Genomic DNA, 13,755 nt, shown 5'->3' on the forward strand with positions numbered 1-13,755 from the left:
TTGGGTCATTTTTTAAACAGGCCCTTTCGCGTCCAATGAAGGGACGCCCAAAGCGCCTCATCTGGTCAGGAACAGCACGGTCTATGGACAGTCCAACGCTCAGCGAATTCGACCTCCACCTTTTTGCCGAGGGTCGACACTGGCACATTTACAACGTGCTCGGTGCCCATGTCTGCAGGAACCGAGGTGTGGAAGGTGTCCGGTTTGCAGTCTGGGCGCCCCACGCCAGCGCAGTCAGTGTTGCCGGTGACTTTAACGAATGGAACGCGGGCATCCATCCCATGTCGTTGCATGAAGGCACGGGGGTTTGGTCCTGCTTTATCCCGGGCATCGGTAACGGCGCTCTCTATAAATTCGCCATCACAACGGACAAAGGCCGGCAGATCCTGAAAACCGATCCCTATGGACAGGCTTTCGAGCTCAGGCCCTCCACCGCTGCTGTAGTCACCGAGCGCGGCCACTTTGGCTGGGGCGATGGCGACTGGCTGGCCCGGCGGGGTCGCTGGAACTGGCAGGATTCGCCCATCTCCATCTACGAGGTTCATGCCGCCTCCTGGCGCCACCACGGTTCGGGTCGATGGCTGACCTATCGGGAACTGGCCGACCAACTCATTCCCTATGTGCTCGAACTGGGCTTCACCCACATTGAACTGTTGCCGGTCACCGAACACCCCCTGGATGAATCCTGGGGATACCAGACCACCGGATACTACGCGCCCACCAGTCGGTTCGGCACGCCGGACGATCTTCGTTATCTGGTGGACCAATGCCACCGGCACAACATCGGCGTGATTCTGGACTGGGTACCGGGACATTTCCCGACCGATGAACACGCCCTTGCCCGCTTTGATGGCAGCGCGCTTTACGAACATGAAGATCCCCGCAAAGGGCGCCATCAGGACTGGGGCACACTCATCTACAACTATGGCCGGCATGAGGTGCGGAACTTCCTGATCGGCAGTGCCTTGTTCTGGCTGGACGCCTTTCATATCGACGGGCTCAGGGTGGATGCGGTGGCTTCCATGCTGTACCTCAACTACTCCCGCAAGGAAGGCGAATGGGAGCCCAACGTGCATGGAGGCCATGAAAACCTCGAAGCCATTGAGTTCCTGCGGGAATTGAACCAGGTCTGCCAAAGCCGCTTCCCCGGAACGCTGGTCTGTGCGGAAGAATCGACCTCCTGGCCGCGTGTAACCCGGCCACCGGAAATTGGCGGACTCGGGTTCAACCTGAAATGGAACATGGGCTGGATGCACGACACCCTGGACTATCTGGCACAGGATCCGGTGTATCGTCAGTATCATCACGACAAGCTGACCTTTGGGCTGCTCTATGCCTTCTCGGAGAATTTCCTGCTGCCGCTTTCCCACGACGAAGTGGTTCATGGCAAAGGTAGCCTGATCAACAAAATGACCGGCGACGAATGGCAACAGAGAGCTACCTTGAGGGTGCTTTTTACCTACATGTTCAGTTACCCGGGCGCCAAACTTCTTTTCATGGGCGGTGAGTTCGGCCAGCGGCGGGAGTGGAGTGAATCCCGGGAACTGGACTGGTCTCTACTGGCCTACCCGGAGCATCAGGGTATTAAAAAGCTGGTTCAGGACCTGAACGGTATCTACCGGCGGGAGGTGTCGTTACATGGCGCCTGCTTCAAGCCGGATGGTTTCGAGTGGATTGACTGCCATGATTCCCCCCAGTCAGTGATCAGTTTCCTGCGCACCGCCAAGGGCGAAACCTCGGTGATTGTCGTTAATTTCACACCCATGCCCAGACACCACTATCGGATCGGCCTGCCTGAAGGTGGCAACTGGCGGGAAATTTTTAATTCCGATTCAGAGTATTACGGTGGGAGTAATCTGGGAAATCCCTACCCCATGCCTGCGGATGCCCAGCCCTGGATGAACCGTGAGTGGTCCGTGGAACTAACCCTGCCACCACTGGGCGCGATCATTCTGAGGCCGGCTTTATGATCCGGGTGCTGTTTGCAACCAGTGAGGTTTATCCCTTGATGAAAACCGGCGGTCTTGCCGACGTTTCTGCAAGTTTGCCGGAAGCGCTCTGCCGCCTGGAATACGACGTACAGATACTTCTACCGGGCTATCCCGATGCTTTGAGAGCAGCAAGAAAGGCAGGCTCCCGAAGGAAGGCGCGGTTTCAGCTGGGGCAATACAATGTGAGCCTCTGGCAGACCCGACTGCCCGGCACCGCTGTCACGCTATGGCTAGTGGACTGTCCGCCATTGTTTGATCGCCCTGGCAACCCCTACAAGAACGAGGAAGGCAGAGACTGGTGGGACAATGCCCATCGCTTTGAGCTGTTCGGAAAGGTCGGCGCCATGATCGCCATGGGAGAGGCAGGCCTGTCCTGGAGACCGGATCTGGTTCACTGCAACGACTGGCAAACCGGGCTGATACCGGTATTTCTAGAGGCCTACCACGACAGGCCCGGCACTGTGTTTACCATCCATAACCTCGCCTACCAGGGACTCTTCTCCCACGAGACTTTCCGTGCCCTGGGTCTGCCTGATTCGCTCTGGAACCTCGAGCAGCTTGAATTCTACGGGCAGCTTTCGTTCATCAAGGGCGGCCTGGTTTTCAGTGACCGAATCACCACCGTCAGCCCGACCTATGCGCTCGAGATCCAGACCCCGGAATTCGGTAATGGACTTGATGGTTTGCTCCGACACCGCCAGGACGCGCTCACCGGCATTCTCAACGGCATCGATAACCGGGTCTGGAATCCAGAGGAGGACCCTGAACTGTCCTTCCACTATGGCCGGGATCACTTGAAGAACAAGACGCAGTGCCAGGCCGGCCTGCAGCAAGAGCTCGGGCTGGAGGTAAACGGCGGTCCACTACTGGGCTTCATCGGGCGACTGGTTGAACAGAAAGGCGTGGACTGGCTGGTTTCGGTGATGCCGCACTTGCTGGAACAGGGTTGCCAGTTTGTCGTTCTTGGCTCCGGTGAAGCCAGTTACGAGGAGCCCCTGAAACGCCTTGCCCGGCAATGGCCGGGGCAAATGTCTCTCACGTTGGGCTACAACGAGGGGCTATCCCACCGCATCACGGCCGGCTGTGACCTGTTCCTGATGCCCTCGAGATTCGAGCCCTGTGGGCTCAACCAGATGTACAGCCTCAGGTACGGCACGATTCCGGTGGTGCACGGTGTTGGCGGGCTGGCAGACACGGTCAAGGACCCTCAGGAGGTTGGCATCGACAAGGCCACCGGATTCGTTTTTACCGGCGCCAATGCCGATTCGTTACTGGCTGCCGTAAACCGCGCGCTACAGGTTTTTGAAAAACGTAAGCAATGGCGGAGGTTGCAGGACAACGGCATGGCGATCGACTATTCCTGGAAACAGCGGGCTCGCACCTATGGCGATCTGTATCAACGTATTCTCAAAGAACGTGACCAACAACAGCTGGATTAGTGCGAGCGCTTGCCCGCCTGGAGGCAACCAACATGCATAAAGCAACGGAATTCCGACTTGAAGCTCATCCCCTGCTTCCCGAACCCCTGGAACGACTGGAAGAGCTTGCCAATGACCTGTTCTACAGCTGGGACCACGGCGTTCGAAGCCTGTTTGTCCGTATTGACCTACCGCTATGGCAGAAAGTCGAGCACAACCCGAAGCTTTTCCTGCGGCGGGTTGCCCAGGATCGACTCGATGAAGCCTCTGAAGACCGGGCGTTTCTGGCCGAGTATCGTCGGGTCCTGAGTAGCTACGATGCCTATCTGGAGGCTGGCCCGGGCCCGGAAGTGACGGAGAAGCTCGATCCGGAACAGGCCCTGGTGGCTTACTTCTGTGCCGAATTCGGCTTCCACGAAAGTTTTCCGATCTATTCCGGCGGCCTGGGCATCCTTGCCGGCGATCATTGCAAGGCAGCCAGTGACCTGGCCCTGCCCTTTGTCGCTGTGGGTCTGTTGTATCGGCAGGGTTACTTTATTCAGAGTATCGACGCCCACGGTCAGCAGATTGCGCGCTACCAGTCCCATTCCAGCGATGAATTGCCTATTTCACCGGTGGAGATAGACGGCAAGTGGCTCAAGGTCTCCGTCCCCTTCCCCGGGCGTGATGTTGTGGCGCGGGTGTGGGAAGCCCGCGTCGGCCATATCCGCTTATACCTGCTGGACAGCAATACCGAAGAAAACGGCCCGGAAGACCGGGATCTCACGCTCCAGCTTTACGGTGGCGACGAGTCCACGCGGATCAGCCAGGAAATGCTGCTTGGCATTGGTGGAACCCGGGTTGTGGAGGCGCTGCACCTAAAGCCGACCGTCTGGCATATCAACGAGGGCCATGCCGCATTCCAGATTCTGGAACGCTGCAGGCACACCATGGTTTCCGGGTTGAGTTTCGAGGCCGCGCTTGAAGCCGTTGCCGGCGCTACGCTGTTCACAACGCATACGCCGGTACCGGCCGGCCACGACATCTTTCCACGCTCCCTCATTCATCATGCCCTGGGGCGATATATCGAGGAATCTGCCCTGGATTTTGATCAGGTGTTTGCCCTGGGCTCGAAGGACGGTGGGGACAGTTTCAACATGACCAGTCTGGGCCTGCGCGGCTCTCGCTTCCACAACGGGGTGAGCCGGATTCACGGTGGTGTCGCCTCGTTGATGGAGGGCGATATCTGGCCCCAAGTGCCGCCTGCAGAAAACCCTATCGGGTACATTACCAACGGTGTGCACGTACCGACGTTTCTGGCGCCGGAATGGTCCAGCCTGTTCGATATACAGGCGCCCACGTGGAAAAGTGAACTCCGGAACCCGGAATTCTGGAAGTTTATCGACCAGATCCCGGACTATCACTACTGGAGCGTTCACAAGGCCCTGAAACAGCAAATGGGCGAATACATTGTCCAGCGGCTCAAGCGCCAGCATAAACGCAACGGCACCGGCCATTCCGTCACTGACAGGATGACCCGGCAGCTTGTTTCCTCGGAAAAAGACACGCTGGTTATCGGGTTTGCAAGGCGGTTCGCCACCTACAAACGCGCGACGCTGATCTTCTCGGACCTGGAACGCCTCGAAAGCATCCTGACCGATCCGGACCGCCCGGTGGTCCTGGTATTTGCCGGCAAGGCCCATCCCAAGGACAAACCCGGTCAGCAACTGATCAAGGTAATCCACGACCTTTCCATGCACCCTTCGTTGATGGGGCACCTGATTCTCCTGGAGGACTATGACCAGGCCATGGCCCGCAGGCTGCTCAGTGGCGTCGATGTGTGGCTGAACACACCGGAATACCCGAAAGAGGCCAGTGGCACCTCCGGAGAGAAAGCAGCCCTCAATGGCGCTCTTAATCTCAGCGTGCTCGACGGCTGGTGGGGCGAAGGCTATGACGGCAAAAATGGGTGGGGCATCCCTCCCAGGGATACCGAACTGGACCCTGAATTCCGGAATGAGGAAGAGGCCCGGGACCTGATCGATCTGCTCGAATTCGAAGTGGTTCCCCTCTACTACGAGCGCGCCTCCCAGGGCTTTTCGAAAGGCTGGGTCCAGCGATCCAAGGCTTCGATGAAGTCGATCACACCAAGGTTTAACGCCCGGCGTATGGTGATGGACTACGTCAATAACTATTACCAGCCGGCATCAACCCAGGGTGCTTTGCTGATGGCCGACAACGGCGAGGTTGCCAAAGGACTGGCAGACTGGAAGGCAAGGGTCAGGCATGCCTGGCCAGGAGTGGAATTAAACGTGGTTGGCTGCGTCGAAGCTGCCTGCCCCCATGATGGCGGCGTAGAACTCAGAGTCGAGGCAAGGCTCAATGGCCTGTCAGCGGAGGATGTGCGGGTGGAGTGCCTGGTCAGCCCAGAATGCACCGGCACCCATAACAGCCCGGGGCCCGACAGTTTCTTGCTGGATAAGGAAAGCGAAGCGGAGGGGCGAACCGTGTTTTCCACCCGCGTGCAACCACCCTATCCCGGCTTGCAGACTCTCAGGCTCAGGATGTACCCCTATCACGAATCACTGACGCATCCGTTAGAGATGGGCGCCATGCTCTGGGTCTGACCCAGGGCATGGCGGTGACTCAAAGCAGGTGCCGGCGAATGAATCGGCCGATGTCCTGTATTTCCTCAAGGCACACACTGTGTTCCATGGGGAACGTCTGATACGAAGGGTCGTAGCCCATCTCCTTCAGGGTTTCGACACTGCGCACACCCAGTGATTCCGGCACCATCGGATCGAAGGTTCCGTGATACACGCTGATCGGCACATCGGCATTGGCCTCGGAGCGTTGAACCGTGTCCGCGGTGGCGAAGTAGGTTGAAAGCGCCAGGACACCGCCAAACCTTTCCGGGTAGCTGAGCCCCAGTTCATAGGCAACGGCGCCTCCCTGGGAGAATCCGGCGATGATAATACGCTCCGGCGGGATGCCTTTTTGTTTTTGCTGCTCGACCAGTTTGGCGACCGCATCGGCAGACGCCCGCAACTGTTCCGTATCCACCACGCGGTCGATATCCATGGCCTTGATGTCGTACCAGGCGGGCATGGACATGCCACCGTTGATGGTGACAGGCAGATTGGGCGCATGGGGAAAGATGAAGCGTACCGCTGTATCTTCCGGAAGGCCCAGTTCCGGCACTACGGGCTCGAAGTCGTGGCCGCTCGCACCAAGGCCATGAAGCCAGATGACGGCTGCGGTCGGGTTTCCCCGGTTTCAATCTCAATGTACTGAAGATCCTGCACGGTTTACCTCATGTCTGAAAATTATGTACCGGTTTATTCGGAATGGCCGGATTTCTCGGCATTGGCCTCGAGCGCGGTGACCACTGGGTTGGCATACATATCCAGCAGATAAGGCCGGATGGACGGATCGCAGGCTTCCAGTCTCCGCTCCATCTCGGCTTCAGCAGCTTCCATTTCCGCCGGTGACCAGGTTTCGGCAGTGACCACTGAATCGCTGACGGTATCCGGCGTATCGTGGGCCTGGGGATGAAGACCACGCTGCTGATAAGCCACCAGGTTGGAGGCATGCAGGTGATAGTTTGCATGCATCTCCCGATCTATACGGGCGGCCAGATCTTTCGGGTTATCCGGTGAATCATGGATGGGCGCACCAAAGTGCACATGCACGTGCCCTTTGAAACCGGTCAGTCCCTTCATGATCTGTTCGGTATCTTCACCCTCTCGCTTGATGTACTGGCCGGTCCGGGCCCGGGTTTCCAGCTCCTGGGCTTTGTCGGCATCGCACGGATCGTACTCGTAGGCAATGGAAACTGGCACCACATGCAGCCGATTCATGGCTTCGTCAAAACCGAGCCCGCTTTTCTTACGGCTCATATAGAACATCTTGATGATGGCGGGATCGGTAAAGTCCAGCCCGTCCTTCGCCCGGCCCTCGCGTTGGGCAATCCATATGCTGTGATTGGTATCGATGCTGTGGTTGATAAAGCCGGAGAGTGTGATGTAGGCATCACGCATCTCGCGGGGGCTTGTCATGCTGCGTCGCACTACAAAGCTCTTGTTCAGTCGCATCATTTCAGCGAACACCCGGTTGGCAAGCAGGTTGTCGCCAATGGCAATTCGGGTGGTATGGAAACCATTCTGGAACAGCTGGTAGTTCACCACCATGGGGTCGAAAACAATGTCCCGATGGTTTGAAATAAACAGATAGGCGCCGCGCTTGTCGAGGTTCTCCAGCCCGCTGGTCGTTACTCGTGTGGTTGTGCTCTCAACCAGCTCACCCACGTAGCTGGAAAGCCCGGCCTGGAGATCATCGACTCGTGTGTAGTGACCAAAATGGCTGTTTAACCAGCGACGGGTAAATACACGCAACATGGCCGGCGCCCAGCGGGCCAGAGTCGGTGACTTGAAGCGACCGACCATATCCAGAAATTCCTGATCGTTGACCAGGCGGTTGATAGCGGCGCCGGTTTCTTCGTCCGAATAGGGACGGATGGCATCAAATTCCTGCATGGAAGCCCTGTTGATATCAGTGTCTGTCACAGTATGGCGTGAAACGGTGGTTCAAAAACGCGGTATTGTAGCGTTTCTTAGATTAGTTTGCCTCCACCCGGCCCGTGGGTTTGCTGGCCAATCCTCAGGGTTAATCTGGTATCATTCGCCATTGCGCCGAACCCGGCACTCCACCCGAATCAATACAGCGGCTCCAGGCCGAGCAACCGGTTATTCTATGTATCTTGATCAGGATTTCGAACAGCTTTCCACCGAGCGCCCAACCACCTCGGGCCGTGATCCGGAACAGGTGCTGCACGAAGTCTTTGGTTATGAATCCTTCCGTCCGCTTCAGGGTGACATCATCCGGGAAGTATCGGAAGGCCGCGATGCACTTGTGCTCATGCCGACGGGCGGCGGTAAATCTCTTTGCTACCAGGTACCGGCGCTGGTTCGCTCGGGCACTGCGATCGTAATTTCACCTCTGATTGCCCTGATGCAGGATCAGGTTGCGGCCTTGAAAGAGCTGGGGGTCCGGGCTGCGTTCCTGAATTCAACCATGGATTTCGAGCAGGCCCGGGCGACTGAATACGCGCTCATGACCGGTGAGCTTGACCTTCTGTACTGCGCCCCTGAACGACTGATACAGCCGCGCACCATCGAATTGCTTCATGACGCCTCCATCTCGCTGTTCGCTATCGACGAGGCCCATTGTGTGTCCCAATGGGGTCACGATTTCCGATCCGATTACCTTCAGCTCAGCATGCTGGCAGAACAGTTTCCGGGCGTACCCCGCATCGCGTTGACCGCAACCGCGGATGAGCGAACCCGAAAGGAAATTGCAGAACGACTGTCACTGACAGAGGCAAGACACTTCGTCAGTGGCTTCGATCGCCCCAACATTCAGTACCGTATAGCGCCAAAAATAAACGCGAACAAACAGTTACTGGATTTTATTAAAGCCGAACATGAGGGCGACTGCGGCATCGTCTACTGCCTGTCCCGGAACAAGGTCGACGCCACCGCGAAAACCCTGGCCCAGAAAGGCTATACCGCTCTGCCCTATCATGCAGGCCTGTCCTCGGAACAGCGTGCCCATCACCAGGAGCGGTTCCTGCGTGAAGACGGGGTGATTATTGTTGCCACCATCGCCTTCGGCATGGGTATCGATAAACCGGACGTGCGCTTTGTCGCCCATCTGGATCTGCCGAAGAGCCTTGAAGCCTACTATCAGGAAACCGGTCGGGCCGGGCGTGACGGCAAGCCATCTACGGCCTGGATGGTTTATGGCCTGCAGGATGTCATCAAACTGCGCCAGATGCTGGAAAGCTCACAGGGTAACGATCATTTCAAGCGCGTGGAACGGCAGAAGCTGGATGCGATGCTGGGTCTTTGTGAGGTCACCAGTTGCCGGCGTCAGGTGCTGCTGCGTTATTTCGGGGACGAGCTTGAGCAACCCTGCGGCAATTGCGACACCTGCCTGAATCCACCGGACACCTGGGATGGAACTGTCGCCGTCCAGAAAGCCCTTTCCTGCGTTTTCCGAACGGGCCAGCGTTTCGGCGTTACCTATCTGATTGATGTTCTGCGAGGCTCGGAAAACGAGCGGATTCTCCAATCCGGGCACCACCAGGTGTCAACCTACGGCATTGGAACCGAACTGAGTGCCAACGAGTGGAAATCGGTCTACCGGCAACTGGTGGCAAATGGTTACCTCCGTGCAGATCCGGAGGGCTATGGTGCGCTCCAGTTGACCGAGCAGTGTCGACCACTGCTGAAAGGAAGGCAGACCATTGAGCTGCGCAAGGATCCGGAAATCAAAAAGACAACCGGCCGGGCAAACGGCGGCCGGTCGGGTTCGCCGGTCTCAGAACAGATTACCGACAAGGCCGGCTGGGAGGCGCTTCGAGCCTGCCGCAAGGAGCTGGCCGACAAACAGGGCGTGCCGCCCTACGTCATTTTCCATGACACTACCCTGTTTGGAATGCTGGAACGCAAACCGCGCACCCTGGATGAGCTGGCGGAAGTCAGCGGCGTGGGCGCCGCCAAGCTTGAGAAATACGGCGAGATTTTCCTGCAAACCATCGCTGGCCTCGAACAGGCCTGAATTATTCAGGCCTCTGCTTTAAACCCTTTTTTCCGCACGCGGTAATGGGCGATGGAGGTTGCTACATGGTTGCCCTCTTCGTCCACCAGTTTGCCTTCCAGGGAGAATTTCGCCCGCCCTGTCTCGTCAGCGTCGGCAAGAATGGCTGCCACGGTTTCGGGATCCAGGGTGAATTCTACAGTGACATCGCTGTTGGCTGGCTGGAGAAACTGCAACGTCATTTCCTTGAGAATCGGCGTGTACGAAGGCCCCAGATCAAATAGGGTCAGCACGCCACCGGGAATTTCGGCTACCAGGAAGTACGCGCCCGCATAAAGGCTGCCGAAGTGGTTTTTGTTGCCTTTCAAGCGGATTTTCGCTCTTACATATCCTGGCCTGACCTCCTCAACGCTGAAGTTGTTCCGTGGTGCAAAAGGAATCGACAGACCGATGATCTTGTTCACCGCTGCGTACCCGCCCGTTTTCTTCAGCCAGGCCAGAGGGCTGGCCAGTGTAGCCTTGGGGTCGGTACTGGCCACCCATTGACCGGTCGCTCCGATGAGATTATCGATAATTGCCATTGCCAAGCTCCGAAATTGATTGGGAACTGATGATTACAACGGACTTCAGTGCTCGCAAGAAGGTTTTACAATTTTTTTGGATGTTGTCTGATTTATTTTTGAGTTTCTGTTCTAAAGTGAGGATGCGTGCCTGAATCATGACTGCTTGATAGCCGGTTTTTCCAATAGTAAGAAAGGATCTCTGATTTGGAATATTCTCTGCCCGCTTCCCTGGTCTTCCACCGGTTTCGAAAACTGGTTCTTTGCCTGATGCCATTGGCTTTCTGCCTTGCGGCAGGACCGCTCTCAGCCACAACGTCATCGACCACTGCGTCGCAGGCAGCCGCCGTGCGCGGTTACGTACTCTGGTACCGGAATTACGACAGCCCTGCCATCCGGGCCCTGGTGGAGCTTGCTCTGAAGAAGACGCCAGAGTACGGAGAATTTCAGATCATCAGAAGTGAAGAGCTGAGCCAGGGCCGCGTACTGAGGGAACTGACAGACGGCCAATCACGATTAGTTGACATCGCCAATGTTGCTACCTCCGCAGAACGGGAGAAATCCCTGACCGCCATACCGTTTCCGGTCGATGGCGGGTTGCTCGGTTTTCGGGTTTGCGTGGTCATGCCGGAATCCCTGCCACGGTTTGCGGGAATCAAGACTCTGGATGATTTGAGAGACAGTCAGATTCGGATTGGCCAGGGCGCCCACTGGCCAGACACACCGGTGCTTGAAGCCAACGGTATTCCGGTGGTCACTCACTCCCGATACGAAATACTGTTCGGAATGTTGCGTAATGAACGCTTCGAGTGTTTTGCCAGGGGCGTAAGCGAAGTGCTTTACGACCTGGAATTGGAGCAGGATCCTAATCTGGTAATTGAGCCTGATCTGTTGATCGCCTACCCGATGCCGTCCTATCTCTTTGTCGGTCCCGAAGACCAGGAAACCGCCCATCGCCTTCAGCTGGGAATCGAGCGCGCCATCCACGATGGCAGCTTCAATGATTTCCTCAGGCACTACTACGCCCGCGCTGTGAAAGAGCTTGATCTCGACGAGCGTACGGTCATTACCCTCGAAAACCCGTACCTGAGCGAAGAATCCCGTTACGTTGGGCGCAAAACCTTCGAGAACCTGCGTCGTCGGCTTGAAGTCCTAAGCCGCTAACAGGCGCCCTGCGCTTACACCCGGAACCTCGACACGTTCTGGTTCAGTGCGGTGCCGATGCGCTCAATTTGCCCGCTGTAAACATCGTTTTCGGTGGCCGCGGCGGCCGCTTCCTGGCCCTGATCCGCAATCCGGGTAATCGACGAGTTCAACTCCTCGGTAACCGACGTCTGTTCTTCGGATGCTGTGGCAATCTGTGACGTCATCTGGCTGATGGACGTGATTGCCTCGGCAATCCGATTGAGGGCATCCATGGCGTCCTGCGCTTTTTCCATGCTGACATTGGATACCGCCGTTGAGGCATTCATGACATCGACCGCATCATTGGCGCCCTTCTGCAGACGCTCAATCATGTCGTTGATTTCCTCGGTGCTGGACTGGGTGCGCTGGGCAAGGTTACGTACCTCGTCTGCCACAACTGCGAAGCCCCGCCCTGCTTCACCGGCCCGAGCCGCTTCAATGGCGGCATTCAATGCCAGCAGGTTGGTTTGCTCTGCAATACCCTGAATCACTTCAAGCACTGTTGTGATTGACGTAACGTCCTTGCCAAGCGTGTGGATGACCTCTGCGGCCGCATTAATCTCCTTCGAGAGCTTCTGCACGGCGTCCCGGGAGGCAGCGACGGTCTCCAGCGAAGCCCGGCTGTCCGCATCCGCGTTGTTGGCGGCATCCGCGGTTTGCTGTGCGTTCTGGGCGATCTCGCCGGCAGCGGCCGACATCTCGTTGATCGCGGTCGCCACCATATCGATCTCGGCCTGCTGGCTCTCCACGCTTGAACGACTGGTACTGGCGGTATCTCTCAGCGAGCTGACATTTTCCCCGAGTTCGGCGCTACCCTTCTGGACATCCCGGACGACCGTCTGGATGTTCTCGACAAACTGGTTAAAGCTCCGGGCCAACTCACCGAACTCATCTCTTGCACTGTCGTCCAGGCGCTGGGTCAGGTCGGCATCACCACTGCCAATGTCCGCCATGGCCTTGTTCAAGCGGCGAACCGGCGCCATCAGGACCTTGATGCCCAGATGCAGAATTACCAGAGAAACGATCAGGCCGATCACGGCCATGATCAATCCAGTCATTCTGGCGCTCTGGACCGGTGCGTTGATCTTGTCCGCGTTTACAAACGTCCCCAGATACCATTGCACGCCGCGCGCTTCACTGATCGGATGGAAGCTGGCCTCCCAGTTGCCGTCATCATTACTGTATTCGTGAGCGTCCCCGCCAAGATCCGGCTTGCCGCCAATGAGCTCACTGATGTTCTTGCCGACAAGGCTTTGCCGTGGGTGGAACAGTATGGTGCCACGCTCATTGATCAAAGCAGCGTAACCGGTGTCCGCGAGTGTGACTGTGCTCAGGGTTTTTGCTATCGCGCCCAGGCCGATATCAGCACCGGCCACGCCCTCGTATTCACCGCGCTTCACGGGCGCAAGTGTGGAGATGATCATGTCGTTGGTGCTGGCATCCTGATACGGCTCGGTAAACGAGGCGCTGCCGAGGCTCATGGCCTTCTTGTACCAGGGTCGCTGGCGGGGATCGTAATCCGCTGGCAGCGTGGCATTCGCCTCCGGCGATTTCATCAGCATGTAGCCGTCGGTACGCCCCACATAGACATCCCGGAACCCGCCGCCGGTGGTAATAGCCTGAAGAATAACCCGCGCCTCTTCGTCGTTCTCGGCATTCTCCAGGGCTTTGGCCGTGGCTTCAGTCATAACCAGCCGGGTATTGAGCCACTCTGCGATGCTCGACGTGCTCTGCTGCACGGTGTCGTCGATAAGCGCGTTTACATAGGTTTCTGTAGTGTTTTGTAGCCGTAAATCGCCAGAGAGCGTAAAAGCCCCCATAACTAACAGCAACAGAATACCGAAAGCGGTCAGGAGCTTTTGCCCGAATGTCAGCTGCACGGTCGAGTCCTCAGCAATAAAATTGATATTCGTTAATGTGTGTTTCGGCCCATGGTGCGAAGTCTTTAGCGGCTTCTGTTAAACTTTCTAATTATTGACGCAGACGCTGAGATTGTCCTCATTCCATAACGAACGGGAGCCG

The 13,755-nt window shown here is 57.2% G+C and carries 9 protein-coding genes and 1 pseudogene; 5 read left to right on the forward strand and 5 right to left on the reverse strand.

Going from position 1 to position 13,755, the window contains the following annotated elements:
• Window positions 1–83: 83 nt before the first annotated feature.
• The 3 genes from glgB to glgP are packed head-to-tail and all read left to right on the forward strand — an operon-like array spanning window position 84 to window position 6,015.
• Window positions 84–1,970, forward strand: a complete 1,887-nt coding sequence (glgB, locus tag HP15_RS08540; RefSeq protein ID WP_041645216.1) for a 1,4-alpha-glucan branching protein GlgB — start codon at window positions 84–86, stop codon at window positions 1,968–1,970.
• Window positions 1,967–3,430, forward strand: coding sequence for a glycogen synthase GlgA (glgA, locus tag HP15_RS08545; protein WP_014577094.1), 1,464 nt, complete (start codon window positions 1,967–1,969; stop codon window positions 3,428–3,430). Before glgB ends, glgA begins: the two co-directional genes overlap by 4 nt.
• Window positions 3,431–3,462: 32 nt before the next feature.
• Window positions 3,463–6,015: an alpha-glucan family phosphorylase gene (gene glgP / locus HP15_RS08550; RefSeq protein ID WP_169702153.1), complete on the forward strand. Its 2,553-nt coding sequence runs from the start codon at window positions 3,463–3,465 to the stop codon at window positions 6,013–6,015.
• A gap of 19 nt (window positions 6,016–6,034) precedes the next feature.
• Here glgP and HP15_RS08555 read toward each other — a convergent pair.
• Window positions 6,035–6,693, reverse strand: a pseudogene (locus HP15_RS08555) (alpha/beta hydrolase).
• Between the two features lie 33 nt (window positions 6,694–6,726).
• Window positions 6,727–7,923: a lysophospholipid acyltransferase family protein gene (locus HP15_RS08560; protein ID WP_041645217.1), complete on the reverse strand. Its 1,197-nt coding sequence runs from the start codon at window positions 7,921–7,923 to the stop codon at window positions 6,727–6,729.
• A 217-nt stretch (window positions 7,924–8,140) separates the two neighbouring features.
• Between HP15_RS08560 and recQ the strand changes: the two genes are divergently transcribed.
• The gene (gene recQ / locus HP15_RS08565; RefSeq protein WP_014577099.1) at window positions 8,141–10,009 is read left to right on the forward strand and encodes a DNA helicase RecQ; all 1,869 of its coding nucleotides are present in this window, start codon (window positions 8,141–8,143) and stop codon (window positions 10,007–10,009) included.
• Between the two features lie 5 nt (window positions 10,010–10,014).
• Here recQ and HP15_RS08570 read toward each other — a convergent pair whose 3' ends face one another.
• Both HP15_RS08570 and HP15_RS22350 read right to left on the reverse strand, forming a co-directional pair.
• Window positions 10,015–10,569 (reverse strand): YiiD C-terminal domain-containing protein, encoded by a 555-nt coding sequence (locus tag HP15_RS08570; RefSeq protein WP_041645218.1) that lies wholly within the window; start codon window positions 10,567–10,569, stop codon window positions 10,015–10,017.
• Window positions 10,553–10,825 (reverse strand): hypothetical protein, encoded by a 273-nt coding sequence (locus tag HP15_RS22350; protein WP_169702114.1) that lies wholly within the window; start codon window positions 10,823–10,825, stop codon window positions 10,553–10,555. The genes HP15_RS08570 and HP15_RS22350 overlap by 17 nt, the downstream gene beginning before the upstream one ends.
• Between HP15_RS22350 and HP15_RS08575 the strand changes: the two genes are divergently transcribed.
• Window positions 10,756–11,712 carry a type 2 periplasmic-binding domain-containing protein gene (locus HP15_RS08575; RefSeq protein WP_014577102.1) on the forward strand — a complete coding sequence of 319 codons (957 nt, stop codon included), beginning with the start codon at window positions 10,756–10,758 and terminating at the stop codon, window positions 11,710–11,712. The genes HP15_RS22350 and HP15_RS08575 overlap by 70 nt on opposite strands.
• 14 nt (window positions 11,713–11,726) lie before the next feature.
• On the opposite strand, the gene HP15_RS08580 is transcribed toward HP15_RS08575, so the two are convergent.
• Window positions 11,727–13,613 (reverse strand): methyl-accepting chemotaxis protein, encoded by a 1,887-nt coding sequence (locus tag HP15_RS08580; protein ID WP_014577103.1) that lies wholly within the window; start codon window positions 13,611–13,613, stop codon window positions 11,727–11,729.
• Window positions 13,614–13,755: the final 142 nt, after the last annotated feature.

Source organism: Marinobacter adhaerens HP15 (assembly GCF_000166295.1).
GTDB classification, from domain to species: domain Bacteria; phylum Pseudomonadota; class Gammaproteobacteria; order Pseudomonadales; family Oleiphilaceae; genus Marinobacter; species Marinobacter adhaerens.

Excerpts from the sequence above, each read along its gene's own strand:
- recQ (WP_014577099.1), top strand. The coding sequence starts at position 8,141 with ATGTATCTTGATCAGGATTTCGAACAGCTTTCCACCGAGCGCCCAACC.
- glgB (WP_041645216.1), top strand. The coding sequence starts at position 84 with ATGGACAGTCCAACGCTCAGCGAATTCGACCTCCACCTTTTTGCCGAG.
- glgP (WP_169702153.1), top strand. The coding sequence starts at position 3,463 with ATGCATAAAGCAACGGAATTCCGACTTGAAGCTCATCCCCTGCTTCCC.
- HP15_RS08560 (WP_041645217.1), bottom strand. The coding sequence starts at position 7,923 with ATGCAGGAATTTGATGCCATCCGTCCCTATTCGGACGAAGAAACCGGC.
- glgA (WP_014577094.1), top strand. The coding sequence starts at position 1,967 with ATGATCCGGGTGCTGTTTGCAACCAGTGAGGTTTATCCCTTGATGAAA.
- HP15_RS08570 (WP_041645218.1), bottom strand. The coding sequence starts at position 10,569 with ATGGCAATTATCGATAATCTCATCGGAGCGACCGGTCAATGGGTGGCC.
- HP15_RS22350 (WP_169702114.1), bottom strand. The coding sequence starts at position 10,825 with ATGGCATCAGGCAAAGAACCAGTTTTCGAAACCGGTGGAAGACCAGGG.